General features: G+C 45.8%; 28 protein-coding genes and 2 pseudogenes. 13 read left to right on the forward strand and 17 right to left on the reverse strand.

What is annotated here, in order from left to right; genetic code table 11:
* Positions 1-176: 176 nt before the first annotated feature.
* From dapA to purC, 3 genes are all read left to right on the forward strand, one after another.
* Positions 177-1,076 (forward strand): 4-hydroxy-tetrahydrodipicolinate synthase, encoded by a 900-nt coding sequence (gene dapA / locus XBJ1_RS11140; RefSeq protein ID WP_012989050.1) that lies wholly within the window; start codon positions 177-179, stop codon positions 1,074-1,076.
* Between the two features lie 16 nt (positions 1,077-1,092).
* Positions 1,093-2,139 carry an outer membrane protein assembly factor BamC gene (gene bamC, locus XBJ1_RS11145; RefSeq protein WP_012989051.1) on the forward strand — a complete coding sequence of 349 codons (1,047 nt, stop codon included), beginning with the start codon at positions 1,093-1,095 and terminating at the stop codon, positions 2,137-2,139.
* Between the two features lie 91 nt (positions 2,140-2,230).
* Positions 2,231-2,944: a phosphoribosylaminoimidazolesuccinocarboxamide synthase gene (purC, locus tag XBJ1_RS11150; protein WP_012989052.1), complete on the forward strand. Its 714-nt coding sequence runs from the start codon at positions 2,231-2,233 to the stop codon at positions 2,942-2,944.
* A 187-nt stretch (positions 2,945-3,131) separates the two neighbouring features.
* Here the strand turns inward: purC and XBJ1_RS11155 are convergent, their stop codons facing one another.
* Both XBJ1_RS11155 and XBJ1_RS20820 read right to left on the reverse strand, forming a co-directional pair.
* Complete coding sequence (locus tag XBJ1_RS11155; protein WP_012989053.1) at positions 3,132-3,512, reverse strand: hypothetical protein; 381 nt, start codon at positions 3,510-3,512, stop codon at positions 3,132-3,134.
* A 602-nt stretch (positions 3,513-4,114) separates the two neighbouring features.
* Positions 4,115-4,932 (reverse strand): IS5-like element ISXbo1 family transposase gene (locus tag XBJ1_RS20820; protein ID WP_143827669.1). Its coding sequence is split into 2 segments (ribosomal slippage): positions 4,115-4,572 and positions 4,572-4,932, totalling 819 coding nucleotides; the frame shifts between segments, so codons are not numbered across the junction.
* A 48-nt stretch (positions 4,933-4,980) separates the two neighbouring features.
* Between XBJ1_RS20820 and XBJ1_RS11170 the strand changes: the two genes are divergently transcribed.
* Positions 4,981-5,694: a Thoeris anti-defense Tad2 family protein gene (locus XBJ1_RS11170; protein WP_419184852.1), complete on the forward strand. Its 714-nt coding sequence runs from the start codon at positions 4,981-4,983 to the stop codon at positions 5,692-5,694.
* 55 nt (positions 5,695-5,749) lie between these two features.
* On the opposite strand, the gene XBJ1_RS11175 is transcribed toward XBJ1_RS11170, so the two are convergent.
* Genes XBJ1_RS11175 through XBJ1_RS11210 form a run of 8 tightly spaced genes read right to left on the reverse strand, consistent with a single transcriptional unit; the run spans position 5,750 to position 11,212 of the window.
* Positions 5,750-6,115, reverse strand: a complete 366-nt coding sequence (locus XBJ1_RS11175) for a tail fiber assembly protein (protein WP_012989056.1) — start codon at positions 6,113-6,115, stop codon at positions 5,750-5,752.
* 2 nt (positions 6,116-6,117) lie between these two features.
* Complete coding sequence (locus tag XBJ1_RS11180) at positions 6,118-7,275, reverse strand: tail fiber protein (RefSeq protein WP_012989057.1); 1,158 nt, start codon at positions 7,273-7,275, stop codon at positions 6,118-6,120.
* Between the two features lie 9 nt (positions 7,276-7,284).
* On the reverse strand, positions 7,285-7,866 hold the full coding sequence (locus tag XBJ1_RS11185) for a YmfQ family protein (RefSeq protein ID WP_012989058.1): 582 nt from the start codon (positions 7,864-7,866) through the stop codon (positions 7,285-7,287).
* Positions 7,857-8,930: a baseplate J/gp47 family protein gene (locus tag XBJ1_RS11190; RefSeq protein ID WP_012989059.1), complete on the reverse strand. Its 1,074-nt coding sequence runs from the start codon at positions 8,928-8,930 to the stop codon at positions 7,857-7,859. Before XBJ1_RS11190 ends, XBJ1_RS11185 begins: the two co-directional genes overlap by 10 nt.
* Positions 8,931-9,380 (reverse strand): phage GP46 family protein, encoded by a 450-nt coding sequence (locus tag XBJ1_RS11195; protein ID WP_012989060.1) that lies wholly within the window; start codon positions 9,378-9,380, stop codon positions 8,931-8,933.
* Positions 9,377-9,922 (reverse strand): phage baseplate assembly protein V, encoded by a 546-nt coding sequence (locus XBJ1_RS11200; protein ID WP_012989061.1) that lies wholly within the window; start codon positions 9,920-9,922, stop codon positions 9,377-9,379. Before XBJ1_RS11200 ends, XBJ1_RS11195 begins: the two co-directional genes overlap by 4 nt.
* Entirely contained in the window at positions 9,919-11,007 is a 1,089-nt protein-coding gene (locus XBJ1_RS11205) for a phage baseplate assembly protein (RefSeq protein WP_012989062.1), read from the reverse strand. The genes XBJ1_RS11200 and XBJ1_RS11205 overlap by 4 nt, the downstream gene beginning before the upstream one ends.
* Positions 11,000-11,212 carry a hypothetical protein gene (locus XBJ1_RS11210; protein ID WP_012989063.1) on the reverse strand — a complete coding sequence of 71 codons (213 nt, stop codon included), beginning with the start codon at positions 11,210-11,212 and terminating at the stop codon, positions 11,000-11,002. Before XBJ1_RS11210 ends, XBJ1_RS11205 begins: the two co-directional genes overlap by 8 nt.
* On the opposite strand from XBJ1_RS11210, the gene XBJ1_RS11215 reads away from it, so the two are divergent.
* The 7 genes from XBJ1_RS11215 to XBJ1_RS22530 all read left to right on the forward strand — a co-directional run bounded on the left by XBJ1_RS11215 (position 11,207) and on the right by XBJ1_RS22530 (position 15,666).
* Positions 11,207-12,031 (forward strand): type VI secretion system Vgr family protein, encoded by an 825-nt coding sequence (locus XBJ1_RS11215; protein WP_012989064.1) that lies wholly within the window; start codon positions 11,207-11,209, stop codon positions 12,029-12,031. The genes XBJ1_RS11210 and XBJ1_RS11215 overlap by 6 nt on opposite strands.
* A gap of 5 nt (positions 12,032-12,036) precedes the next feature.
* Positions 12,037-12,828, forward strand: a complete 792-nt coding sequence (locus XBJ1_RS11220; protein ID WP_012989065.1) for a DUF4123 domain-containing protein — start codon at positions 12,037-12,039, stop codon at positions 12,826-12,828.
* Positions 12,825-13,055 (forward strand): hypothetical protein, encoded by a 231-nt coding sequence (locus XBJ1_RS11225; protein ID WP_012989066.1) that lies wholly within the window; start codon positions 12,825-12,827, stop codon positions 13,053-13,055. The genes XBJ1_RS11220 and XBJ1_RS11225 overlap by 4 nt, the downstream gene beginning before the upstream one ends.
* Positions 13,056-13,146: 91 nt before the next feature.
* Positions 13,147-14,346, forward strand: coding sequence for a DUF2515 family protein (locus XBJ1_RS11230; protein ID WP_012989067.1), 1,200 nt, complete (start codon positions 13,147-13,149; stop codon positions 14,344-14,346).
* Positions 14,343-14,957 (forward strand): hypothetical protein, encoded by a 615-nt coding sequence (locus tag XBJ1_RS11235; RefSeq protein ID WP_012989068.1) that lies wholly within the window; start codon positions 14,343-14,345, stop codon positions 14,955-14,957. Before XBJ1_RS11230 ends, XBJ1_RS11235 begins: the two co-directional genes overlap by 4 nt.
* A gap of 87 nt (positions 14,958-15,044) precedes the next feature.
* Positions 15,045-15,230, forward strand: a complete 186-nt coding sequence (locus XBJ1_RS22525) for a hypothetical protein (protein WP_012989069.1) — start codon at positions 15,045-15,047, stop codon at positions 15,228-15,230.
* Between the two features lie 103 nt (positions 15,231-15,333).
* Complete coding sequence (locus tag XBJ1_RS22530; RefSeq protein WP_232503279.1) at positions 15,334-15,666, forward strand: hypothetical protein; 333 nt, start codon at positions 15,334-15,336, stop codon at positions 15,664-15,666.
* Positions 15,667-16,156: 490 nt separating this feature from the next.
* Here the strand turns inward: XBJ1_RS22530 and XBJ1_RS22755 are convergent, their stop codons facing one another.
* On the reverse strand, positions 16,157-17,191 hold the full coding sequence (locus XBJ1_RS22755; protein WP_269763707.1) for a DUF927 domain-containing protein: 1,035 nt from the start codon (positions 17,189-17,191) through the stop codon (positions 16,157-16,159).
* Positions 17,136-18,932, reverse strand: a complete 1,797-nt coding sequence (locus tag XBJ1_RS22760; RefSeq protein WP_268987532.1) for a DUF927 domain-containing protein — start codon at positions 18,930-18,932, stop codon at positions 17,136-17,138. The genes XBJ1_RS22755 and XBJ1_RS22760 overlap by 56 nt, the downstream gene beginning before the upstream one ends.
* A 131-nt stretch (positions 18,933-19,063) precedes the next feature.
* Between XBJ1_RS22760 and XBJ1_RS11250 the strand changes: the two genes are divergently transcribed.
* Entirely contained in the window at positions 19,064-19,243 is a 180-nt protein-coding gene (locus XBJ1_RS11250; protein ID WP_038198973.1) for a hypothetical protein, read from the forward strand.
* A 72-nt stretch (positions 19,244-19,315) separates the two neighbouring features.
* On the opposite strand, the gene XBJ1_RS11255 is transcribed toward XBJ1_RS11250, so the two are convergent.
* The 4 genes and pseudogenes from XBJ1_RS11255 to XBJ1_RS11270 form a co-directional block, all read right to left on the reverse strand.
* The gene (locus tag XBJ1_RS11255; RefSeq protein WP_012989072.1) at positions 19,316-19,525 is read right to left on the reverse strand and encodes a helix-turn-helix transcriptional regulator; all 210 of its coding nucleotides are present in this window, start codon (positions 19,523-19,525) and stop codon (positions 19,316-19,318) included.
* A gap of 423 nt (positions 19,526-19,948) precedes the next feature.
* The gene (locus tag XBJ1_RS11260; RefSeq protein ID WP_012989073.1) at positions 19,949-20,299 is read right to left on the reverse strand and encodes a hypothetical protein; all 351 of its coding nucleotides are present in this window, start codon (positions 20,297-20,299) and stop codon (positions 19,949-19,951) included.
* 178 nt (positions 20,300-20,477) lie between these two features.
* Positions 20,478-22,751 (reverse strand): AAA family ATPase, encoded by a 2,274-nt coding sequence (locus tag XBJ1_RS11265; protein ID WP_012989074.1) that lies wholly within the window; start codon positions 22,749-22,751, stop codon positions 20,478-20,480.
* 321 nt (positions 22,752-23,072) lie between these two features.
* Positions 23,073-23,348 (reverse strand): annotated as a pseudogene (locus XBJ1_RS11270) (tyrosine-type recombinase/integrase); the annotation flags it as partial.
* 58 nt (positions 23,349-23,406) lie between these two features.
* Here XBJ1_RS11270 and XBJ1_RS20825 point away from each other — a divergent pair.
* A protein-coding gene (locus XBJ1_RS20825; RefSeq protein WP_143827612.1) for an IS1 family transposase occupies positions 23,407-24,101 on the forward strand; the annotation gives its coding sequence in 2 pieces (ribosomal slippage) (positions 23,407-23,662 and positions 23,662-24,101; 696 coding nt in all).
* A gap of 30 nt (positions 24,102-24,131) precedes the next feature.
* Here the strand turns inward: XBJ1_RS20825 and XBJ1_RS11280 are convergent.
* Positions 24,132-25,031: pseudogene (locus XBJ1_RS11280) on the reverse strand (phage major capsid protein); the annotation flags it as partial.
* Positions 25,032-25,109: the final 78 nt, after the last annotated feature.

The following is a 25,109-nucleotide window of genomic DNA, read 5'->3' on the forward strand; positions in this document are numbered from 1 at the left end:
GAAGGTCAATCGTATTTGTGAAGGGAAGTGCGATTATAATCTCTGTTTAATCGACTACACTTGATATTAACAAAATTCATTGAAATCGTGCGCTTAAAGAGTTTTCTTCTGTATGACAAGAAAGTACCATGAACTTCTCATCCGCAGTTTAAGGTTTAGTTAAGGGGGAAATGGCAATGGTGAGTGGTAACTCTGGTTTTACGGGCAGTATGGTTGCAATGGTAACGCCAATGAATTCAAACGGTCAGATTGATAAAACCAGTTTGAAAAAATTAATTGATTATCATGTCGCCAGTGGTACATCTTCAATTATTTCTGTTGGGACAACGGGTGAATGCGCAACACTCAACCAAGATGAGCATGTGGATGTTGTACTGACAACACTGGAATTGGCTGATGGCCGCATTCCGGTGATTGCCGGAACAGGGGCAAATGCGACGGCAGAAGCCATTTCGCTGACTCGTCGTTTTGAAAATACGGGTATTGCTGGTTGCCTGTCTGTGACACCTTATTATAATAGACCATCACAGGAAGGTTTATATCAGCATTATAAAGCGATAGCTGACAATACTGACTTACCGCAAATTCTGTATAATGTACCCTCTCGGACCGCATGTGATTTACTGCCATCGACTGTTGCCCGTCTGGCAAAACTGGAAAATATTGTTGCGATTAAGGAAGCGACTGGGAACTTAGGTCGTGTCAGTCAGATCCAAGAATTGGTTAATGATGAAAATTTCATTTTGCTGAGTGGTGATGATGCAAGTTTTCTCGATTTTGTGCAGCTTGGTGGAAAAGGGGTTATTTCTGTGACAGCGAATGTAGCGGCTGCGGAGATGGCACAAATATACGAACTGGCTCAGAAGGGTGAATTTGTGAAGGCGCGTAGCCTGAACAACCGACTGATGGAATTGCATCATCAATTATTTGTTGAACCTAGCCCGACGCCAGCCAAGTGGGCCTGTCGTAAACTGGGGTTGATTGCCGATGACACGCTGCGCCTGCCAATGATTCCGTTGACGCAGGCGGGACAAGTTTCGGTCAATAATGCCTTGAAATTGGCTGGATTACTGTAAAAATTAGGGAATTTTAATGGCAACATTATTGCAAAAATCGAAGGTCATGAAGGTTGCTGGCCTGTCATTAGTTGTTTTGCTGGCAGCCTGTTCTAAAGATCAGCACTATAAACGTCAGGTGAATGGGGATGAGTCCTATCTTGAGACGCCACCGCTGAAAGCATTGAACGTTCCAGCAGGAATGATATTGCCGCCGCAAAATAGTGAATATAATATTTCATCAGCGACCGAAAAAGGGGTGGTGGGTAAATCCCTTGATATTCGTCCGCCAGTACAGGCTATGCAGTTATTGACGGGTTCCCACATGGGAAATAATGTACGAGCCGGTAAGTTGTTGATTGAAAATACCCCAGAACACAGCAACCTGTGGTCACAAGTGGTTAGTCTATTGGCGAAGAAGAATTACCAAATTAGCGAAAAAGATGATACCAGGCAAACTCTGGTCACTGATTGGATCTCATGGCCGCGGGCAGATGAAAATATTCCTTATCGTGGACGTTACCGTATTGAAGTGTCTCCACAGGGTTCCCAAATCGCGCTGTCTGTTACAAATGAAAGTTTGGAACATGATGGAAAAGTTGTCTCTGATCCGGCAATAATCCAAGATTATGATTTAATCATGCTTAACGAGCTGTCTGATGGTTTAAATCAGCAGCAGGAGTTAGCAAGTTTGAACAGCACGAAGAATACAGGGGCGTTAATAGTAAACAGTGGCAGCGATAATACAGCTTTGCCCCAAATCATTGTCCGTGCGCCTTACACTGTGGTCTGGAACCGATTACCGCATACACTGGAAAGTATAGGCATGCGTGTCACTGATCGTACGCGTGCGACGGGAATGATAGAGGTGACTTATAAAGAGCTGAGTTCTTCAGGCTGGAAAGAACTGGGCGTCGAGGCTCCTTCCATCAGCGAAGGAAATTACAAGTTACAGGTGGGCGACTTGGATAACCGAAGCAGCCTGCAATTTATCAAAGAGAAAGGCCAGCCGTTAACTCAGGCTGAAAATGATCAAATGATGGCTGTATTTAAGGCCGCATTCAGCAGAGCTACAGACAAGTAATACATAAAGGGGCCAAGGCCCCTTTATAGTTTGGGTAAAATTTTTTCGTTTAATTTTTTTGTTTAAAGATGTCACATCTCTGGAGTGTAAGATGCAGAAAAAAGCTGAGTTGTATCGTGGGAAAGCAAAAACAGTGTATTCCACTGACAATCCTGACCTGCTTGTGCTGGAATTCCGTAATGATACATCAGCCTTGGATGGTGAACGCATCGAACAGTTTGATCGCAAGGGTATGGTGAATAATAAATTCAATCATTTCATTATGAACAAACTGGAAGAGGCGGGTATTCCGACGCAAATGGAACGGCTGCTGTCAGACAACGAATGCCTGGTGAAAAAGCTGGATATGGTGCCGGTTGAGTGTGTTATCCGCAACCGTGCTGCGGGTTCTCTTGTGAAGCGCCTTGGTGTGGAAGAAGGAATGGTATTGAATCCCCCCCTGTTTGATCTGTTTTTGAAAAATGATGCCAAGCATGACCCGATGGTCAATGAGTCCTACTGTGAAACATTCGGTTGGGTTAGCAAGGTGCATCTGGCCGAGATGAAACAACTGAGTTACAAGGCTAACGAAGTATTGAGCAAACTGTTCAATGATGCTGGCTTGATTCTGGTGGATTTCAAATTAGAGTTTGGTTTGTTCAACGGCAACGTTGTATTGGGGGATGAGTTTTCTCCGGACGGTAGTCGCCTGTGGGATCAGCAGACTTTGGATAAAATGGATAAAGACCGTTTCCGCCAGAGTCTTGGTGGCTTGATTGAAGCGTATGAAGAAGTAGCACGCCGAATCGGGGTGATTTTGGACTAACAACGCAAACGATTACTTAAGCCGATAATCAGAGATATCCTACACTAAAGTCGTGGGGTATCTTTGATCGCGATGACGGGGTATTTATTTGATAAATATGAAAAAGAGATGTGGTAATAGGAAATATTCAGGATAGCCAATAGCTTGATTGACTACCCAGACCATGATTCTTATTTATTACAGCACATTAAAACAGATATTTTGTCTGTTTTTCCCAACCGTTTCGTTCCATACAGCTGCTATATAATTGATGTCTGGAGCGTTCGTTAACATCCATAACATAACTTTCGGTCGTAGGGACACTCTGATCGAAATAACAGTCTTTGTCAGATTTATCAGCTTTGTCAGATTTACAACAGGCAGGACAGTAATGTTTTACAGTTTTGATTGAAGACCGTTGGGCAACTTCGTTTCTCACAGGGAACTGCTGGAATGCTTCTATATTGCACTCTGAATTCGCTTCATTAAAAGGCGTGTAATGACTTCCTACCGGCACCCATTGAGTGGTGCAACCAGTTAATGTCACACTGAACATGATTGAGAAGAGTATTTTTTTCATATCTTTCATACGAGTGCATCCCGTTTGCAAGGCTTCCCTTACAATCTTTCCGCATTTTCCCTGTTAAAAGTATTAACGTGTGTTTGTGTAGTATGGTTAATGTAGCTTGATGTTGAACTAACAAATATATCGTCACAATCTATGATATTTCAGACACTTAGTAAGTGAATTAATTTGATTGTTACTAAATATTATTATTGATAATCGTTATTATGTAAACCAATAATTCTAAATGCCAGCAATTCTATGATCAGGATTGTAGACATTGGGTAAATGGAAAAGATTATCTTAAAGTATTTTCTGAAACGATTGGATATTCTGGAGATGTAGCGCGCCGCGTGAATTGAAAAAACGTTTCATTTAAATCGCGAAAAATTATATTACGATGTTTTTATCAAAATACGCGGTATATTTAGATTATTTTAACATCAATAGATAATTGCTTTTTGCCCATTAATTCCTATGTCTCTGTAGTCAATTGATATCCGTAAAACCTCCCCAAAATGTATCTTCATTCCTACAATCCTGTTCGATTTCACAAAAAATCAGGAGCTGTATCATTCCTCGGTCTTTTCAATATAAGAGGTAAAAAAACATGAGTGATTTAGAGCCTATCCCAATAGGATTATATTCCAGACAATTAAACTACAAGCCAAATGAAGCATGGCTTCATAATTTTCAACCCGTTTTTCCCAACGAACCAGAATACGACGAAAACGATTAAGCCAACTGTGTGTCCTTTCAACAACCCAACGGTTCACTTTAAAATCATATTGTTCGGCCAGCGCATCTTGTTCTTCTTTTCTTGATTGTATGCAGGGGACGTATCCACGGGTTTTTAATTCTTTTTCCAGCCATTCCGCCTCATAAGCTTTATCCAGATGGAGTTTGGTTCCATAACCCCGGCGTCCTGTCTGTAAACCGTCCAGGGTGGCTATAACAAGTCTGATATCATGAATATTAGCGGGCGCAACGGCAATCGCTAATGGCAAGCCCTGTCCATCCGTGAGCAAACTTCGCTTTACGCCTTGTTTTCCCCGGTCTGTTGGGTTGCGGCCTGTTTTTTTGAGCCGGCCAGGGGCGCTTTAGTCAAACAGCCATCCAGTGCCAATTTGCCCCAGTCGATAGCCCCTATTTTTTCACTGGCGAGTAAGCCATTTTGCCAGAGTCGCTCAAAGACGCCTCCCGCCACCCATTCCTGAAAACGGCGGTGAGCACTGCTTGAAGAACAAATCCCTGTGGCATTGAGGGCATTCCACTGGCATCCGGTTCGTAACACAAAAAAGATAGCATTCATAGCGGCCCGATTATCGACACGGCGGCGATGGCAGCCCAAAGGGTGATGGGTTTTATGTGGAGGGAGTAAGGGTTCAATTTTCTGCCAGAGTTCATCAGAAATGAACCATTGGGCTATTGATTTCTTATTCATGAAAAAATCCCCTAAATGTAAAAAAACAGGCTGACTATAATATCAAATATCTCCTATTGGGATACACTCTTAGTCGCAAAAGAAGGTTCTTATGCATGGGCAATATTGCAACTACAAGCGGGTAAATGCGTGAGGAGAAAGAATTGGGATGGTAAGTATGCTTTCTTAATACGTAACCCAGGACTCACTAATCAAACGGTCAAAGAAGGTGATTATTGGGCGCAAGCAGGTGTCGAAGTGGGTACCCGCTTTAACTATCTGTCTGACATAGAACATCATGCATCATCAGGCAATGTCATTTCTTGGGTTGCCTTACCGAATGATTTAGATGGTAATGACTGGGAGGTGCTTACCCGTGTATCAGAGCCTTCCGATATAGCTAGTTATTGGGCGCTTATGTCCGTAACGCCATCTGAAATTATTCCCGGAAAAAAATGGGGGGATAATAACGCGAGAACAGGGACTCTCTCTTATCCAGATTATAGCCTTGACGGTATTTTCTGGACTCTTGACGATAAGACCAATGATGGTGTGTTAAGCCTGCGTTTTCTTTACCGCAATAAAGAAGATGCACTGCAGAAAGCTACCAGTAAAAAGCTGACAATAACAGTTAGTGGTGTTGTTTATCACCTTGGATATTACTCTGCATTGACCGAATTTTATGAACCTCAATATAGGGGAACGGAAGCGAAGAAAATTGGTGAATTGCTGATGCAAAAAAATCATCCTCTTAAAATTGAGGCTAAGTGGTATAACTACTGAGATTAGGCTTTCATTTCCCCCTAGTTTCTTGTTAGGGGGAATATGACTGTTGTTTTTATTCTCTCAATAATGACTTCGGCTGCTCCGGCCATTTGACATCGGGGGCGGTAGAGCAGTCCACCCGATTGAGCAGCACCATATATTTTTTCCACTCTGTCAATGCCGCCCGTTCGCTATCCGTTTCCATTTTTAGGTCTACGGCGTACTGTAACGGTGCTATAGAGTTTGCAGCTTTCGACATTCGGTATCGTTTCTCATACTCTGCATTTTGTTGTAGCTGCTCCGGTGTGGGCGGGGAATTCGTAATTGCGTCAGCCTCAGCCTCGGTAATGGGCACAAGACCCGGTTTTATCCACGAATCCTGCGAACCGTCTGATTCATACGCGTACACTTTATTATCTGTTGATTTGTAGTACTTCATGATTACCTCAATTCAGACCATGATTCGATAAAATTGCCTTCGCTCGCGAGGTACGCATCAACTTCGTAATTCGCGCCAACCGGAACGATAAAAAATACACTCAAAATTGATAGCGGGCCGTCATAACCTGACCAATTATACGCAACCTCAACGCCATTTACGCTAGCACCAATCCCCAGCGCGACATTGTATTTTTCTCGTTTTTTCGTGTTAACGAATACCGCTATCGGCCTGCCTGCCGTATTCGTATATTGCCTGCCCCCCGTGCGTTGAGACCGAACATCCCGCCAACTCTGGTTAATACCGATACTCGCGTTATCTGCCACATCAGATAGCAATGCTATCTCACCGGATTTTTTGCGCAGACTGGCGTAATATTGTGTTTTATTTGCGCCATCTCGGTAATACACTGTCAGCATTACGGGATTTTCATGCGGGGTAGCAGAGAACTGAACGTAATAACCGTTTGCGTTTTTTAATTTAAGCCCCGCCCAGTCATGTGTCGCCTCAACATCCACACCGCCGCACGAAAACGTTTCATGCGATTTTTTCAGTGCATAACGGTCATTCGCTTCTTTCATCGAATAGGCGCCAACCACTGCCGCTGAAGGGGGAAATGCTTCACTGTACGCCCGCGACCAGCCGCCATGATCAAAACGATCGTATAGCTTGGTAGCCCCAACCCACCCTTTAGCTTCAATATCCGCCGAGACACCCGAGACAAACAATTTCCCCGTTAATACTCCGCCGGTTGTGGGGAGCGCACCAATATTTTTCACAAACTCCGGCTTGTTCGGAATGTCTGCGCCGTTCTGGTTTTTCTCCATACGGCTATTAGCATTCTCATTAACTTCAGTCACCAGTTTCTGACTGGCGGCCATTTTGCTGCTGTTACCCGTTCTGTCGGTCAGTGTAATGCCATTAGCAACGATACTTTTGATGGCAACAGCCAGTTGATTCAGTTTGCTTTTATCTGGCGTGATACCTGCCTCTTTCAGTACGCCCAACAATTCAGCCTGAATCTGGTTAAACCATTCCTGACCGGGATAGCTGGCACTCAATCCCGCGCCCCCTTCAGTAAACCAAAGGGGGACAGAATTGTTGGTGGGGGTGATGGCAGGCATCACGTTGATACCTGACGGGTTATCGAGTCCGAACATCGTTATTCCTCACTCATAAATAAAAACAAATTCGGTTTCAGCGGGCGCGTAACGCGCCAGCAGGCATTCCAAATCGGCGGCATCGGCAATGCGTAAGCGTTGCTGGCAGTGATCCAGTACGGTGGCAAAATGGGTTATCCTGTCCGCGACGTGGACGAACACGCGAAACCAGTTGATATCGGGGTAAATGGGATAATGGCAGTCACGCAGGCAGTGATGCGGGTAGTGCTCTTCCAGTCTGATGCGGTAGCCACGGTCGGCAGCCAAACGTTCATAGAACTGATTGCACAGGCTGCCGGACATGATTAATTTTGTCTTGACAGCCTGACGACGGCTGTTGATTGATGACTCTTTATCAATGCTGCAATCAGGCAATCCGACAAAATCTTCCCAATCGTCCAGTAACACAAATGCCCGGTCGGCAAAGATTTCTTCTAGCAACACGGCATTGATAGCATCAACCCGGGCGAATTCTTCCCCAGTGGCCAGCATCAATTTGGCCAGATTGCTGTCAAGATTTTTTGACCAGGCCAGGCCATTCGGCAGCAATTGCAGCCCTGAGCGTTGGTAATCTTTGGCTGTCATCGCCATGTGATATCTCCCAGCACAAAAATCTCATTTTCTGCGGCGTGAATATCGCCAGTCGGGCTGAAGACTGTGTTATCAATTTCACCGGGGGCGTTCGAGATGGCGGCACGGATTTCAGACAGGAATGCCAGGCCACCGGGACGCAGGTTTTCCAGATAGATTTTCAGGTGCGTTTTGACGGCATCACGCACCTCTTCCGTATTGGGTGACAGGCGAATAGCGAAGTTGGTGACTTTCGCGGCCGGACTCATCACGATCAACTCCGCCCCGGTGGTCTTGCCTTCCACCTGATTGGTGACGGGGTTGATATGACCGGTCAGGTAGTCTTTTATTCTGTTCAGGTCAGCCGTGCCGGGGAAGATGTCAGGCTCTTCATCCATCACGAACATCACGCCCACCGTGCCATGTCCACGATAACGGGGAATGCACCAGGCGCGGGTGACGCCGGGGACTTCCAGCGCCCAGCGCTCGTAGTCATACTGGTTGCCGCCGGAAGGTGGATACTGCACCCGAAACAACAAACGGGAACGCAGCGAATCCATCGATTCCTGTTCAGCCCCGCCGCCGAGGTATCGACAACGGGCCTGTGTCTGAACATTCACCACCGGAGAAATTAACTCCAGTGGCACGCCTTCAGCGGTGTTGCCTTTACGGCCTGCCTCAATCGCGGTCACTGAAACCGGATTATCACCCGCGATGGCCTGGACATCATCAATAGACTCTAACACCACCCCATCAGGGCGCTGCCAGCGGGTGCCTTCAGGGATTAATGTATCCGCAGACACGGTCACGGTTAATATGCCGCTGGCGTTCGTGGCGGCTTTACGCCAGACACCCCAGAATTCGCAATGTTCCAGCAGCTTGTCATCATCCGCAAGATGCGGGACAACCTGCCGACTGGTCCACGCCAGATGGTCATGCAGTCCGGCAGCATTGCCTGCATTGGCATACGCGATAGCACGGGTTGTCCGAAATGCCGTTCGGGCATAGGTTCCCGGCAACCGGCTTTCAATGTCAGCCTGATTGCGGGCGATTAATGTTGAAAGTGCGGGGGCTTTATACGGCATTTAAATCCTGCTTAACAATGTTTTAAAAGGCAGTGGCAACACACTGCCATCAAATAACGTGACAGAGACGGTCAACAGTAAAACGCCGGATGCAGGCGCCGTCGCCATTACATCGATTTTTCTTACGTGACGCTCATCAACCAGCCAGGCCAGCGCTTCATCGGCGTAGGCTTTGGCGCGGTGCAGAACGGCAGACAGTTGCTTTTCACGGGCCAGCAGCCAGAGCCGGCTGCCGATAGGCCGTGAGTTAAAGCTATCGCCCCACCAACCGCGCCTGTCTGTCCCCGAGCCTGTCGGGAGTTCGTCGGAGTCGAGCGCCCGGCGGTCAGTGAATAATGAAATGATGACGGCGGTGCTGAGTGAATCATCCAGTGCGATATCGGCATTATTGATAACAATATCGGCACCGTTGATTTGCCACTGTAAGGCGATATCATTCATTGCATTCATCGGGGGGGACTCGTACTGTATCCGTCATGCTCATGGTGAATATGGTCTTTACCACTCGTCTGGCCGGACATATGATCCTGAGCCTGGCTGATGCCGACTATATCCACATTGCCCGTGAAGCGGGTTTGTGGCGTGTCAAACACAACCCCTTCTTCCGCCACGACTTCCAGCCGTTTACACTGAATACGAACAACCCCATTTTCAGTGAGTAAGAGGTGATGCCCTTCCAGATGATAGACGGCACTGTCACCACTCTTCAGGTTCCCCAGACGGAAACGGCGGTTATCCACGGCAATGGCGACCAGGTGCTGGCGAACGCCGCCCACGGATAACACGATCGCTTCACTGCCCGCAGGCGGAACGCTGGTCTGTCCATAGTTCTGGAAGCGTTCGACATCATCGGCAGTTTCTTCAGCCAGCAATGACACCTGAATATTCTGTTGCTTCAGGGTGTCATTCACGAAGTTAACCACACCCCGCGATACCAGTAGCCGGATACGGCGGGACAGGCTCGCGGTAAATTTATTGAACTGGGCAATCATGGTTTCCACCTTATGTCTCTGACTTTTTGTTCGGGTTCGGCGGCTTCGGTGAAGCCGTCACGGGGCATCAGTTCCAGCCGGGTTATCGTGCCGTTGTCGTTATCCAGCAGGTAATTCACGGAGACGATCAACAAGGGTTCATCGGGGAATCCCGCTTGCGGGGCCTGTAATCTGACCATGTCATTGATTTGCCAGAGTTGGCCACCGGGTTTGAACCATCCCCTGATGCCCACCGATGCGGTTGTGGAATGCGCCATGGCGCGCTTTTGTTCCCATGCGGCGCGGGCGGTGCCTTTGGCTTTCGTCATATTGTCATCGGCCAGAAAGAGAGTCGGGCGATAACGCGTAATAGCCGGATCTCGCGCATCCATATAAATAGCCGTTGACTGTACCGGGGTTTGGGTTTCCCCCCAGCGGCCGCCCGCCGCCGATGCCCCCTTGACACGATAGAGGCTAAACCGCTCCTGCCAGGATAAGGCGGTATCCAGCGTTTTGATTTTGACGCCTGTCGGCGGGGCATTGCCCAACACCAGTGTTGCCACGGACTGGCTGCCCGCGGTGGCAAAAACCAGCTCGCCTGCGGCATTGCTGGTCACTATTGCGCCCCGGTGCCGGGCAGCACGGGACAGGTTGTCAAAGACGGTTTCACCGGGTTCGATTTGCCACTGGCGAAACACCGTTGCGGCGGCGGCATCCTTAACCTGCCAGCGAACGGTGACCCCGAAGGGTTTACACAGGTCTTTCGCTATCGTCTCCAGACTGACATTGCGCCATTGCCCCCGACCATGAATGGCAGCGCAATCCACCAAATCGCCTGTCTTGTCACGGCCGGATAACGTAATCGTGCGCTCGTCGGCATTGATCCCCACTTCAACCGCATCGATATATCCGGTAACCACCCGCTGGCCATTAATGGCCAGCTGGCAGGCGTGACCGGGTTTCAGTACCAGCGGGGAATCGTTATTTCTGACGGTAATGCCCAGACTAAACTGGCCGGACATCTCTTCCAGACTGCGGGTGACATTCAGTGTTTTCCAGCCGGAATAAATGTTATTGCCCAGAATCAACTCAATGGTATTAGCCATTAATCACCTCAACTTCCAGCCCGCCCGAGACGAACGCGGGGTGACGAATGCCATTGCGGCGGATAAATCGGCTAATCTGCGCGACACTGCCTGTTTCACGGTATAACGCCACCAACGCAGGTTCAGTCCCGACCACCCGAATAGGCCGTGCCGTCGGCAAGGGGAGGAAATCTTCGTCAATAAAGACGGCGCGATTAAAGTGCATTTTCACTGGAACCGCTATGACGACCCGGATGACGGCGCTTCCTGCTGGGTACGTGTCGCGCAGGGCTGGAACGGCAACGGCTATGGCTTTATGGCCATCCCCCGCATCGGGCAGGAAGTGATTATTTCCTACCTGAACGGAGATATTGACCGCCCGATTGTCACCGGCTGCGTTTATAACGGCCTGAACCGCCCGCCGCTGGATTTACCGGCGCAAAAGACCCACACGACCTTTAAAACCAAAACCCACAAGGGCAAGGGTTTTAACGAACTGCGCTTCGAGGATGCGAAAGGCAGCGAAGAAATCTATTTTCACGGCCAGAAAGATTTTACCGCCCATATCGAAAATGATGCTTACTGGCATATCAAGCACAACCAGAAGAGCCGCATCGACAGTAACCGCTACCACGATATCCGCGCCGATGACCATCATCAGGTGGCCGGTTCGCGCAAAATCACCACCGAAGGGGATGTGTCACACCGGATTGCCGGCAGCCAGCATATCCAGACCGGGGATGCCACAGTGTTTGACAGCGGGCAAGAAATCCACCTGAAAAGTGGCGGCAAAGTGGTACTGGAAGCGGCATCTGAAATCACGCTGAAAGTAGGTGGCACGTTTCTCAAAGTCACGCCGGGCGGCATTCTGTGCTCACCGATTAATGTCGGGCAAGGTTCGGGTGGCAGCGGGCGCGGGCTGGCATTGCAATTGCCGGAAGGTGTAGCACCATTGCCGATGGTGGAATTCCCGGCTCATCCATACTGCCCGTTACTGGCACAGCAGGATGTCAGTCCGGTGATTAAACCCGCCAAAAAGGAATAATCATAATGACGGAAGAAATGATGACAGAAACAGCAACAAGCTGGCAGGCATGGCTGAATAAATCCAATGATGCATCGGTATTCTTTATCCTCAATTCGCTGGCGCAACCCAATCCGGTCGATCAGTTTTACCATAACGACTGGGTTGAGCAGGCATTTCCGCTCTACAGCGGTACGCCGATGCACAAGATGCTGAAACAAAGCCCGTGGCTGGTACAGGCGAAAAGCAGCCGGCTATACCAGATAGGGGAGATGCTGGAGCGCCACGCACTCAGTGATAACAGTTGGGGCTGGGCATACCGCAGTCATATACCTTGGCAGGAGCAGCTTACCCACTGGCAACACCGGCAACTGGTCATGATGAATGGCGAACAGGTGCTGTTCCGCATTATGGATGCCCGTGTTTTTAGCGCGATGATACCTGCCTTCACTCCGGGCGACTGGTCACTGATGCTGTCGCCTGTCACAGAACTGATGATCGACACACCACAGCCGGTGCCGTTTTGCCGTCCCAAAGATTGCGGAGAAGGTAACCCTGAAATTCCGTTTACGTTAGGCGAACACCTGCTGGGCGTTTGGTTATGCTCCCCTTACGGCCTGAAAGTGTTAACCAGTTCACTATATTGTGATTTATGGGAAAAGCACGGGGCAATGGCGAAGCAATGGGATCAGCCCGCAGGCAGTTTAGAACCCCGGATTGAACAGTGGTTGAAGCAAAAGCTGGAAGCCGGACAACGTCTTGAAAAAGTATCCGGTCAGGATTACCTGCTGGCGCTGGAACAGGAGAAAGCTCGATGAGTAATGAAAACTCGATTTATACCCATGACTGTCAGAAAATACTTAAAAATGATTTATACATTAAAATTATCGAAGATAGCACGAATACACCGATACCGAATACGCCTTATACACTGAATAGCAAAATGGTGCATTCAGGAATCAGTGATGGTCAGGGTATAGATCTTGCAGAAGGGCTAACCAGTACGCCCTTCACGGTCAAAATAGAACCGCCTCAGTCAGTGTAGCTGTTGTGCTTCATTAAGTGAGGTGTATAAACGGCGGTATATATTTTAGTAACAGGATGATATTGAAACTATTTTTATCAGGAAGACGGACATGATCGAAATCTTAAAAAAACATAAATATGATGATTTGGCTTTACACCAAAGTACCCAACCTGTCGCTGCGTGTGATTGTCATTTCGAAGAAAAAGACGGAAAACAGATTAAAGTTATTGATGTCCCTATACTCACCTGTGAGTGTGTCTGGCGCAGGTATCAGAAAGAGGCCGAAGACATTGTTGCACCCGGTGGTAAACTGATTGCCGACCCCAAAGAACGCAATAAACGTATTAACGCGGCTTACGCGAAACTTTGGCTGAACGACAATCGCTTCCAATGGGCGGGGCTTGCTGCTTTTGCTTCTAAGCAGGTGGGGTGCGGGTTGTTGCATGCCTCTGAGATGGCCAAAAAGAATCAAGCTCATCAAGATGCCAACAGACGTGTGCGTCAAAGCGCAAAAGAATTAGAACACACAATGGATAACCCACTTTACTTTCTTCATCCAAAGTTAAAAGCTCAAGGCGAAATAGCAATTGAAGATTTTCCTCGTGCCATAGAAGAAGCCAGAGAAGCCAGTAGAAACAATAAATTATCAATATTTTCCAATGTGCCGGGTCTTCAGCCAATTTCGGGTCTGGCACAGTATTCATTCAATTATGTCTATGACATGATGGCGCTGGGGAACACAACATTATTTTTGGATGTGTATCCATTGCATGCTTTTTATAAGCAACGTGGGTTGGAAGAACTCAAAACTTGTATAAAGAAGCGTGAAAATATTTATGGTAATAGCCAATTCCCAATATTGTGGCCGATAGGACAAGAAAAATTTACATTTGGCCGTTTCTATCCAGATATTCTATTCGCGTTTGAAGCGATAGAAGCAGGTGATATCGCTCAAGGTGTTGTGCATCTTGCCAACCACGAGCAAATCAACATATTACAACCCACTATGTACAGTGATACTCGTTTAGTAACATTCTTGTTTGGCAATCAGATTTCCTTTGTCACAGGACTCCCTTCTGGTGTCGCGGAATCTGTTGAATTAACGCTGGCGAGTCAGTGCAGACGTGTTGATGATGGCCGTACTATCGAATTTAGTGATGAGGCGCTGGCCGATCTTTCCGATATAAAACAACGTATGCCTTTCGTGTACAAGGCAGCAGAACGGTTTGATGAGATGCTGCATGATAGCAACCGAAGTTTACTCGAAGAATCTCTACAAAATATTGCAGCAGGGCGAGGTGTAGAATGAGTTTATTACAACAAATAAGTCGGCAGCGCGGTGGTTTAATCTTCATATTATTAATCGTTTTCGGCCTGGCTAGCGCTTATCTTTACCATTCTTTTTATTCCGATAAACCAGAGATAGCGCTGGTGATCGGTGAACCTTACGAGGATATGCGGCAGCGCTCCAGTGCCGATATTGATCCGCATCTTCCGGGTAAAATTTGGCATAATATTCCCAAAACAGATGCCCGTTTACGCTTTATCGATCCAAAATATGGATTTGTTACCCCTCCAGCCCGATTTTTTACTGTTCTATATGCGAATGACATTATTACGAGTGTACGCATGTCTCCACAAATCGAGCCATTACCCTACGATGATGCAATCAAGATGGTCTTGGATTTACAAGATCAGTGGCGTAAAACGGGTTGGGTGATGGCTAAAGGGTATAAACCCTTAGTAAATACACCAGAACTGCATGAAAATCTTCGTCGTATGAAAGGTGGTGCAGGAACAACCTATTGGCAAGCTGCTGATCAGTATCAGATTATGCTGAGTTTAGCATTTTTCAAGGACGACAAGCATCCCAATGACGAACGGTATTTGATCACAATGGTAATTTATAAACCGTGGTAAGCAGGGGATAGCACAAACCAAAGTGGGTGTGAGAATGTTATCTTTCACACCCACTATTCAGGATATTGCTTCAGGACGAGGTATAAAATGAGTCTTTTACAACGCATAGGTCGGCGACGTTCTGGATTAATCTTTGCATTATTAATCGTTCTTGGTCTGGCTAGCGTTTATCTTTACCATTCCTTTTCCGATAAACCAGAGATAGCGCTGGTGATTGGTGAACCCTACGAGGCAATGTGGCAGCGATCCAGTGCAAATATTGCTCCCAAATAAATACCCTAATAACATCGGGTTCAACACACCTAAAACTGATGCGCGTTTACGTTTTACTGATCCGAAATATGGGTTTGTTACCCCTCCCGCACGATTTTTTGTTGTGCGGTATACTGATGGAATAATCAACAGTGTACGTATGTCGCCACAAATTAAGCCGTTACTCTACAACAATGCGATCAAGATTGTATTAGATTTACAAGATCAGTGGCGCAAAGCGGGCTGGAAGCTTACTAAAGGATACCATTCCTTGGTTAATACACCAGAATTGCATGACAGTCTTCGTAAGATGAAAGGAACCGGAATGACCTTCTGGCAAGCAGGTGACAAGTATCAGATCATGCTGAATATAGCGCGTTTCAAAGATGATCGGCATCCTGATGAAGAGCGATATTTGATCACGTTAGCAATAGCCACACCGTGGGTAAATCAGTAAAGTAAACTCAGATGGGTGTGAGAACATTATTTCTCACACTCGCTATTTAGAACGATACTGACGCGCTGCGCTTGTCTTCTCCGAGTTACCGGGCTAATGAATTCACCCGGTAACTCGGAGAATCGAAGAAACATAATCGTTACGATTGGTTATCTCTATACCACTACACATATTTTCACGGAATAACGGGGTAAATAGCATATTTATTATATATTTCATTTAGTTACTCTATCCCATATTATCCCAACATATCCCGTAATAGTGTGTCACTACTTTAAATTCAAGATATTAATACCTACCAGAGAGAAATTTTTTTTCGGGATAACCTCCATTGTTATAATATTTATTTTTGTAATAACACTACGTTACGGGATATACTGGGATAACACGGGATAATTAAAATATTTATAACTTATTGATATAGTTTAAAATAAATCTCTCTTATCCCAATATCCCGTTATCCCAACGTTTTTTTAACCCTAAGTGAGAGTCAATCTTCATCCCTGAAAATCAGCACCACAAATCGCCCCTGAGTGCCGTTTACTGAAATGGTTTTGCTGATAAAGCGATCTTTTTCCGCTTTAACCAGCATTCCGGCTTCTTCTAAGGCCTCAAAACCGGATTTCTTCTGTAATCCCTGCAATATCTCTGCTTCAAATACACTGGGAATAATGTGGTATTCCGTTTGCCCATCATTACGACGGTTATGCACCAGATACCCGGCAAGATCGCTAATTCTCATGGAGTGTGATGTATCAATATCACCATTTGGCCTGCCGTAGGTATAAGGTTGGAAGCGTGAAAGCCCGTATTTTTGGATAAAGTCACGAGTACGGGTGATAACCTGATATTTTTCCCGATTTCCGATGCCAAAATCAGCTAACCAATCATCGAAACTTTGCTTTATCGCCGCATGACTCGCTTCTTTACTCCAGCCGGTAATATGGATTGCCAGCTCTCCGGCAGCATCCAGTAACGCGAAACGAACAGCAACGCGCTTGACTTGGGCTGAGGCTTCTTCTGGCAGGCCATCAAGCCACTCTTTTTCTTTACGGGCGGTTACTTCGATTACCTGCTCCTGATTTACAGACAACCATTGAACCCATGCCCGACCCGCTGCACCACAATAGCGTTTGGATTCACGTTTGATGGCTCTTGCATGAGAATCACCATCCTCATAGCCATTGAAACATTCCGTATCAATAAAGGGCACACTGAGCAACCTGACAAGCTGCCCGGCTTTTGGGGTGATCCCACCTTTTATCAGGAACGTTTCTAAATCTTCCTCGCCTGTTGAAAGGGCGGCAATTTTCCAGCGGATCACCGCACGGTTCCCACCTTCCCGTTTCCCCTGAATTTTTCCGACACCGTTAAACAGGCTATAGGCACTGTTAGCGATTTCTTTCGGATTCGAACTTTGTCCGATTTCGTCAATGGGCATGAAACCATCATTACGAGCAGCGGCTTCATTATTTAAAACCGTGATTAGTACCGTGCCACGATAATTTAAGTTCTTCGGGATCACCGTATAAGCTGCTGGCAGCCTCAACGGTGGTGGTTTTCCCTGCGGAGGATTGGGCGAATGAATGCACACCAAAGCAGCTACCACCTGTCAGTGAGTTAAGTGGTGCAGACAATCCCACCAGTACGCCCAGCATCATTGACCGGTTGCCTTTCAGTAATGACGCAACGTGCATTTTCCAATCTTCGGCTGTTCCTCTGACCACATAACCGGCAATTGCGGATGTGCCGCCACTGAACGCGACAGGCATATAAGGCTGACCGATGATTTCACCGTCCGGCATCACATAAGCCCCGCAGTGCCAGCCTGCTTTCTGTGTCACAATCCATTCACGGCGATCACCGCTGCGTTGCAGGTGCTCAGCTAAAACAGGCAATAGGCTATTTTTTACGGTGATATTCATTCCCCGTGAACGCAATCTTGCCCAGCCTACCGGCATTCCGATTTCACGGCGGGGAAGCGCTTCAATGATACATTTTCCCGTTCCTTCCTGATGCAGCTTAATAATGAGATAGCCTTCGCTACCATCATTGCCAATGCCGACTATCTCCATGTAATCACTCAACCATTTTTCAACTTCGACGATTTTGCCACCTTGCTCTTTAGGTTCAACCCAGTAAATTCCGTTCTTGCGAATATCGATATGGGGTTTTAGCGGGTCGTATTCTTTCTCTCGGTATTCATCTGAATTAGCGGTCACAGATTTTGACACCGCTACGTTCTCTACCACCTGATACAACCCATTACTGAATGTCTGTTTTGCTGACTCAATGCCATGCTGCTGACGATAATCATCCCAGTCAGCTTTGTATTCCGTGGAGGGCAACGTAACCCAACCATTAACCGCAAGGGCAACTTTTTCTGCTGAAATCTTGCCGATATTTACCTTTGGGTTGCCGTTTTTATCCAGTTCGTCGGGATGATGCCAGTCGTTATCTGCTGCCAGAATAATTTTCGTGTCCGGCCAGCGCTCCCGAACGGCTTTTGCGACAGAAAGCAAATTGCCTGCATCTAGCGCTGCCAAAATAGTACCTTTATAGAACTGGTTAACTGTCAATGCTGTAGCATAACCCTCGGTAATGGTCACCGTATCCGGGTTATCTTTTAGCTCAGACAGCGCGATAAACGAACCTTTCTTCTGGCTGCCAGACAGTAATTTTTTCTCACCATCAGGTTTGATAATCTGTGCACCTGTTACTTTTTCGTCCAATGTTGCGAGTCGCAACACTGCCGAATTATCGGACAGCAGCCGCTGATTAGGGCAATGCAGCCCCTTTGCGGTCAGATAGGGAGACTGCCCAGCAACAGTTTGAGCCATCAGTGCCGCGACTCTTTCGGCAATTGGCTGTACTGGATAAGTGGTTTCTTTGGCTGGTTTGAGTTCTGACAAAGGTAATGCCAGTACGTTAGCAACAATCTTAGCAGCCTCAAGAACTGAGATACGGTTGGTTTTTGCTACTAAATCCAATCCATCTCCGTAGTTCGGAAGATCACACTGGCGACAGTGCCAGTTGCCGTGATGGTGGTCATCAATAAAGTGAAAACGGTCGGTGCCGCCGCAGACAGGGCAAGCGCTATGTTTACCCTTTGCAGGAATATCGATACCACAGGCAGGCAACAGATTTTCCCAATGGTACATAGCGGATTGCTTCACGGTTTGGATAAATTCGAACGGTTTTTGGCTGCTTGATTTATCCAAAGATGTAAATTTAGGACGAGTTTGGTTATGCTGTGTATCAGCCATTATCGTTACTCCAATTAACGGTTATTGGTCAGACGCCTCAGATGTGTTCCAGCACGCTGGGCGTTGTTTTTTCATATTGATATAGGTAATGTGTAATGACACATAAACACATTACAGTGAGTGTAATTGACATGTCAACACACAAAAATACTCGTCGGGGCAATCCCCCATTCCAATTCAGACTTGATCCTGAACTACGGGCACTCATGGAAATAGCCCAGGCACAAGATGGTGATGAATCTTTAGCTGCGTGGATTAAGCGCATTGTCCGTAGAGAATTGCAGTCAAGATGTATTGAATCTAACCCCTGAAAAAAGCAAGTTGAGGGTAGGCAAGTGCTACCCTTAGTTTTTGTATTCTTATCAAATGGTAGGTACATGTCATTAAATACCACGAGATTCAGCAATTCGTTGATCTACCCAGCCATCAATTTCTGATTCAACAAACGCAACCGACCGAGGGCCAATTTTGACTTGTTTCGGGAATTTATCTTCTTTAATCAGCCTGTAGATCCATGCCTTGCTATAGCCCGTTCTGCGCTGAACTTCTGGCAGGCGAATAAGACTTTTTTTAGATGTTGTAATTGTTGGCATGTATACTCCCCTGTTATCGAGTCCTTGAAATGCCTTGGTAGACGTTACTTGATGACAGAGGATTATTTAAAAATTCTGTTTAATTGAAAGCGTAAACTCTTTATGCAATTCGTAAAATTAAATGCGGGGTATTGACTGTATGAAAAACAGGCTATTGTGCCCCGGGCACAGAAGATTAAAAAGCAATCATGTGTATAATGAATGGTTTTTATTAATGAATTGAAAAATAAGGAAATATATTATTTATTCAGAGACTGGAGCTTTAACTATCTATTTTTTGTATGAAAAACAGTCTTAAAAAAGGATGAAATATCACCATATGATGATTGTTATACTATGATGGATTTATCCGTTACTCTATCTGGCAGGATTCTGTAGAAAGGTACGGCTAAATCTGAAAGTCGGCGAGGAGCGGAATTTGTGTTATGTAAACGAAGGGAATGTCATACCCTGATAGATATATTTCCGTTTTTTACTTCCGATGGGATAGTCGTAATAAACTGATGAACCTTTGCAACTAATGATTTTTATTTGAATTTCACGCATGATAGACCCAATATTCTGCGGGCGGTCAAAATTCCTACTGTTTTTGCTAAAGCCAAATCCATTCAGATCCAAAGCTCGCCATACCTTGCCGTCAAATATAGTTGCATCGATAAATGGCGTTCTGCCAACCCCTGGGTGAATTGCTACATCACCAATGGTTGCAAGGGCAAGGGATACCTTCGAAGGATAAACAGTTCCAGAGAGTACAAGTTGAGTAGTGGGAGGCATTTGCGACAGGTCCTTTTATGTTATTAAGCCTAATGTTTATTTGACGGAGAAATTTGTGTTTAAAACATATTTTCTCGCATTTGCGGGTTCATTATCTATCATGAACCATACTCTACTTATTATTAAGATTCCATTAGTTGGGTGTAAAAGTGTTATGAAATTAGCGGAGGCAAGTACATCATGTTGCTCCCAATTCAGACCCTACAGCCACATCTTCAGCACCAGAGTGATCATGCAGCTCTTCGATGGTAGCTCCTGTCATCATGCTGTAGTGGCCAATTTGACCTGCTTTACCAAAGATGCTTCGAAAGACACGAAGATATGCTTCATTGGTTTGCTCACCATGGTTGATGTACAGGTCGTCATGAATTGAGTGAGAGCCATCGTTGACCCAGGAAAATAGAGATTGGCAAATCAACTTGTCACGTCCTTCGAAGAGTGTACAGATTTCATCTTTACTCATTCCACCCCACATAGTGAAGTAGTTTTCCAATATGCGGCGTAATGTATTTTGCAGGCTGATACTGGAAATGTTTTTTGATTTCACATTTTCCCATAGAAGTTCATAGGCTGAACGGATTGGATTAGTTTCATAACGCTCAACAACTGAACCATGCTGTAGCTTTTTGACCAGCCAGAAACTTTCCTCATTGAGTACGCCACCGGCTGGCCTGCTCCTATTGAAGCTGATTTCTTTGTGAAAATAGACATTATGAGTCAGTATAAATATCTGTTTGATCGAAGAGCTCTGGTTTCTTGCCTCATCCATCACACTTTTCATAAGACTGCTGACGATATAGAGAATATCGCTGTCTAACGAAGATATGGGATCATCAAACACAACTACCCGATTTGTTGTAATGCCTGAGGGGGATTGAGCCCCTTTGATGAGGTAGTAAAAGTACAAAAAAGTGATAAATGTTTTTTCGCCTTCACTTAGTGAACGGCCTACATCCTCACCGTTTGCACGAATTATTCGATAGTGATAGTCTTCATCGGCCTCAGCGATAGAAAAGGAATGGAAACCGAATTTCTGTAGTAGATCGTTGATTGCTGAAATAGTTGGTTGAATAGATGTAGTTTGTTTTTCCAGCTCTTTTACTTGATTTTGTAGACCTCGAAGCTGTATTTTCTCTTCCCTCCGGCTTTTTTCCATGCCTTGAATGGTTCTTGTCAGACGATCCTTAGTTTGATGATATAGCTGCAAGTCGTCCGCTAATTCATTTAATACATAACGCCAGACTTGAGAAGTTAGTGTCTGCTTCTCCGTTGCAATATTAGCCATAGTTTGGTTATGACGGGTTGTCGCTTCATTGGCTTCTATCACCAAGGCCTGCAACTGTGTGATCAGGGGTTGAACTGATTCCAGCTCCATTTTTCGGCTTGGTTCATCAAGCTTGTTTACCAATTTGGATTGATTGACTTTCAATCGTTCAACAAGCGCTTGGGTTTCTGCATTAAACAGATCTATGTTTAGGAACGGATTATTAATTTCTACGTTGCGCTGTATGGCAGCTGTCAACCGATCGCTTGCCTTCTGGTAGTTCGCTTGCAACTCCTTTAGCAATTGTATGTCGTTGTCATAGGCTTCGCTAAAGAATGCCGTGAGTTTATTAGAGAAATGATCATCCGTTGGCTGCTGGCAGAAAGGGCATATCTCTGGATTCTGCTCATGATACTTACGACCTTGTTTTACCCAATCGCTGTTACCCAGACGGTTGATGAGAGCTGCAATTTCAATATCTTGATTCCCGACAATCACTTTTTGCAGTAATACATGTCCTTCAACGATGACAAGATCATCGGCTAACAAATTCCCAAGTGGTGTGACGCGCTCAATATTGCTTGAAAAAACAGTTTCTGCTTTTTGTTTTAGTTCCTCTAATGAAAGCAATTCCGCCGTATTAGAATTTGCTTCCGACAACACTTTCTCTTTGAATCGTTCTTTGTTACGCCGAACACTTGCTGCAGAGTATGCTTCCTTAAAATCAGCATCATGGAGCTCCTTTTGCTTCCAACACTTATCACGCAGTGTAGGTTCGAGGTCTTCGAGGCCTTTTCTTTTACCGGGCTGCTCTTCCGAACCATCCAATTGGATATTAAGGCTTGATATTTGCTCATTTACCTTAGCTATTTTAGTCTGTAAACGAGCGATTTTGCGCTCAGCTTCAATCTGATTTTCACCTAAGGTAAAAACACCCTGTAGAGGGTCGTCCTGATTAAAGTTTCGATCAACGAAATCCCTATTATACACCATCCGCTCAAGCTCTATGCCGCCTTGCCATTGAAGTTGGCAATGTTCATGGTCATGTGCTTGAGCAATTACACGACTAATGGTCGTCTTACCTGTACCGTTCGCACCAAAAATATAATTGATGCGGCGGAGATCACTGAGCCTTGCAGGGTTCTGGTAGGTAGCTAGTGGTGAATTGATTTGGATTTCGCCGATCATGTCCTCTCCTCAGAGTTCGCCTGAAAAGGCTTTTTTTTTCTGATCGATAAGAAATTGTTGCTGGTAGCCTCATTGTCTTCGCATTAGTTTTCAATCAACTTTGCTACCTTTTCTGAAATAGCTTTGTATTCCTTTTGTTCATTGATAGGTACAATAGGAATCGGCATTACCTTGATCATTCAAATGTTTTAATCCATCTATTATCAGATTAAAGATAAAATAATGCAACCACGGGTTGTATAAAAAATAGACTTTATTGGCACTACCAACAAAGTCTAAAAAATCATCTTTTATTCAGTGTGTTATAAGTATTAATGAATGTTACTTCCGCCGTTTCTTAGCAAAATCATACGGAGTGATATGTTTTTCCCGGTTTGTATCCAGATAATCAGCCCACCACTGAACCATCAGTCGCCGTTCATCCAGATGCTTAGATGTGTGAATATAAGCTGCTCTGACGTTTTTTCTTTCTACATGGCTTAACTGACGTTCGATGGCGTCATCGTTCCATAATCCCGATTCGCCCATTGCTCCACGAGCCATTGTTCGGAACCCATGTCCGCAAACATCGGTTTTGGTGTCGTATCCCATGCCACGGGTCATGTATTAAATGGTTAGTTGCTGTGATATGCTTCCGGCTTTTTAAGGATGAAGTATGGCCAAAGTTGATGTCTATTGCCGTTATTGCCACAAATCAGAACAGGTCAAAGGACATGGGAAAGGAAATGGCGGACATCCTCGTTATCGCTGTTATAGCTGCTGTAAGGTCTTTCAGTTGGCGTATACCTATCAGGCCTGCAAACCCGGCGTTAAAGAACAGATTGTCGATATCGCGATGAATAACGGGGGAATTCGTGACACCGCTCGGATCCTGAAAGTCGCCACCGCCACCGTCATGAAAACATTAAAAACCTCAGACCCCGAAACGTAACGACACTTCCCCTTGCGGAATGTGGCATCCAGATTGTCTGTGAAATCGACGAGCAATGGTCGTTTGTCGGCAATAAGAAAAACCAACGCTGGCTTTGGTATGCTTGGGAACCCCGCCTGAAGCGAATAGTGGCTCATGTTTTTGGCGATCGCAGTCGAAAAACGTTAGACAAGCTGCTTACCCTCTTATCTTCCTTTACTATTCGGTTTTACTGCACGGATGACTATGTTGTTTATGACCCACTTCCCGAGGAAGAGCACTTGACTGGAAAGGCGTTTACTCAGCGTATAGAGAGAACGAATTTAACGCATCGTACCCGAATCAAAAGGCTGAATAGAAAAACCATTGGGTATTCAAAATCGGAAGAAATGCACGATAAAGTGATAGGAACCTTTATTGAACGTGAACATTATTTTTAATACCTAATCTAATCATTTAATACATGACCAACGTTCACGCCAGATATAATCACCATTGCCATTTTTCAGTTTTTGCACCTGAGCGGCGGTACTGGAGTTCATCACCCAGACAGAGTTTTTACGGTATTTGTTTTTAAGTAAGAATTTCAGGTCAATCAGGCTATCGGCGGAAAGCGCTGTAGTTTCCAGTTTTTGCAATGTGCCAAACGCACGAATCTTATCGGCTTGAGTATCACGGGGATAAGACAGGAAGCCTTTCGCTTTTTTACTGCCGTCACCGCTCAAGAGATCGGTTTCTTCGGTATCGACGAATGTGTCGGCAATTTCAGACGTCAGCCAGCCTAAGATATCCACATCGCTAAAATCGATAATCTCTTGCGTAGTTTTAGGGTAGGCGTAGATGGGGAATAGCTTAATGCTGACTTCTTCCATTTTTGGCGTGCCAGTCTCACCGCGTGCCTTGCCTTCTTCCCCATGTGCAACCGCTGCGCCACCGACCGAAACCAACTGCTTATATTCGTTGCTGCGTGTGGTTTTCACTGAACAGATCCGGCGCATCACTGACTCATCAGTCAGTTGCTGCATGATTTGTTTGTTCAGTTCAGGAATAACGGTATAGCCGCCCTCAGACGGAACTCCCGTAGATAGGGAACGAGTTTCACCAGTCAGAACATAGTGGCGCAGTTCGTCATTACTGAGGTTCTTGTTGGTCGGTTGGGGTTTGCTTGCCTGACTGCGTTCTTCATCAGACAGCGCCTCATAACGGGCAATCTCTGCATTGAGCGCATCAGACTGATTGCGCAGCTCGTCGAACTGTTTGGCTTCATCGGCATTAAGTGAGCGTTTTTCGTCTTCTGCTTTGGTAAGCAGTGAACGCATTTGATGGGTTAAATCAGCTTTTTGTTGACGTAATTCGAGTAGTTTTTTCATGGTGTTTTTATATCGATTTATTTTTGATGGAATATATTTAACAACATGAAAAATAATAAGAAAGAAGGTTTGCTATGG

Source organism: Xenorhabdus bovienii SS-2004 (genome assembly GCF_000027225.1).
GTDB lineage: Bacteria > Pseudomonadota > Gammaproteobacteria > Enterobacterales > Enterobacteriaceae > Xenorhabdus > Xenorhabdus bovienii_C.

Bases quoted from the DNA above. Each gene is read 5' to 3' on its own strand.
- dapA (WP_012989050.1), top strand. From the start codon at position 177: ATGGTGAGTGGTAACTCTGGTTTTACGGGCAGTATGGTTGCAATGGTA.
- bamC (WP_012989051.1), top strand. From the start codon at position 1,093: ATGGCAACATTATTGCAAAAATCGAAGGTCATGAAGGTTGCTGGCCTG.
- purC (WP_012989052.1), top strand. From the start codon at position 2,231: ATGCAGAAAAAAGCTGAGTTGTATCGTGGGAAAGCAAAAACAGTGTAT.
- XBJ1_RS11155 (WP_012989053.1), bottom strand. From the start codon at position 3,512: ATGAAAGATATGAAAAAAATACTCTTCTCAATCATGTTCAGTGTGACA.
- XBJ1_RS11175 (WP_012989056.1), bottom strand. From the start codon at position 6,115: ATGAAGTACTACAAATCAACAGATAATAAAGTGTACGCGTATGAATCA.
- XBJ1_RS11180 (WP_012989057.1), bottom strand. From the start codon at position 7,275: ATGTTCGGACTCGATAACCCGTCAGGTATCAACGTGATGCCTGCCATC.
- XBJ1_RS11185 (WP_012989058.1), bottom strand. From the start codon at position 7,866: ATGGCGATGACAGCCAAAGATTACCAACGCTCAGGGCTGCAATTGCTG.
- XBJ1_RS11190 (WP_012989059.1), bottom strand. From the start codon at position 8,930: ATGCCGTATAAAGCCCCCGCACTTTCAACATTAATCGCCCGCAATCAG.
- XBJ1_RS11195 (WP_012989060.1), bottom strand. From the start codon at position 9,380: ATGAATGCAATGAATGATATCGCCTTACAGTGGCAAATCAACGGTGCC.
- XBJ1_RS11200 (WP_012989061.1), bottom strand. From the start codon at position 9,922: ATGATTGCCCAGTTCAATAAATTTACCGCGAGCCTGTCCCGCCGTATC.
- XBJ1_RS11205 (WP_012989062.1), bottom strand. From the start codon at position 11,007: ATGGCTAATACCATTGAGTTGATTCTGGGCAATAACATTTATTCCGGC.
- XBJ1_RS11210 (WP_012989063.1), bottom strand. From the start codon at position 11,212: ATGCACTTTAATCGCGCCGTCTTTATTGACGAAGATTTCCTCCCCTTG.
- XBJ1_RS11220 (WP_012989065.1), top strand. From the start codon at position 12,037: ATGACGGAAGAAATGATGACAGAAACAGCAACAAGCTGGCAGGCATGG.
- XBJ1_RS11225 (WP_012989066.1), top strand. From the start codon at position 12,825: ATGAGTAATGAAAACTCGATTTATACCCATGACTGTCAGAAAATACTT.
- XBJ1_RS11230 (WP_012989067.1), top strand. From the start codon at position 13,147: ATGATCGAAATCTTAAAAAAACATAAATATGATGATTTGGCTTTACAC.
- XBJ1_RS11235 (WP_012989068.1), top strand. From the start codon at position 14,343: ATGAGTTTATTACAACAAATAAGTCGGCAGCGCGGTGGTTTAATCTTC.
- XBJ1_RS22525 (WP_012989069.1), top strand. From the start codon at position 15,045: ATGAGTCTTTTACAACGCATAGGTCGGCGACGTTCTGGATTAATCTTT.
- XBJ1_RS22760 (WP_268987532.1), bottom strand. From the start codon at position 18,932: ATGGCTGATACACAGCATAACCAAACTCGTCCTAAATTTACATCTTTG.
- XBJ1_RS11250 (WP_038198973.1), top strand. From the start codon at position 19,064: ATGTCAACACACAAAAATACTCGTCGGGGCAATCCCCCATTCCAATTC.
- XBJ1_RS11255 (WP_012989072.1), bottom strand. From the start codon at position 19,525: ATGCCAACAATTACAACATCTAAAAAAAGTCTTATTCGCCTGCCAGAA.
- XBJ1_RS11260 (WP_012989073.1), bottom strand. From the start codon at position 20,299: ATGCCTCCCACTACTCAACTTGTACTCTCTGGAACTGTTTATCCTTCG.
- XBJ1_RS11265 (WP_012989074.1), bottom strand. From the start codon at position 22,751: ATGATCGGCGAAATCCAAATCAATTCACCACTAGCTACCTACCAGAAC.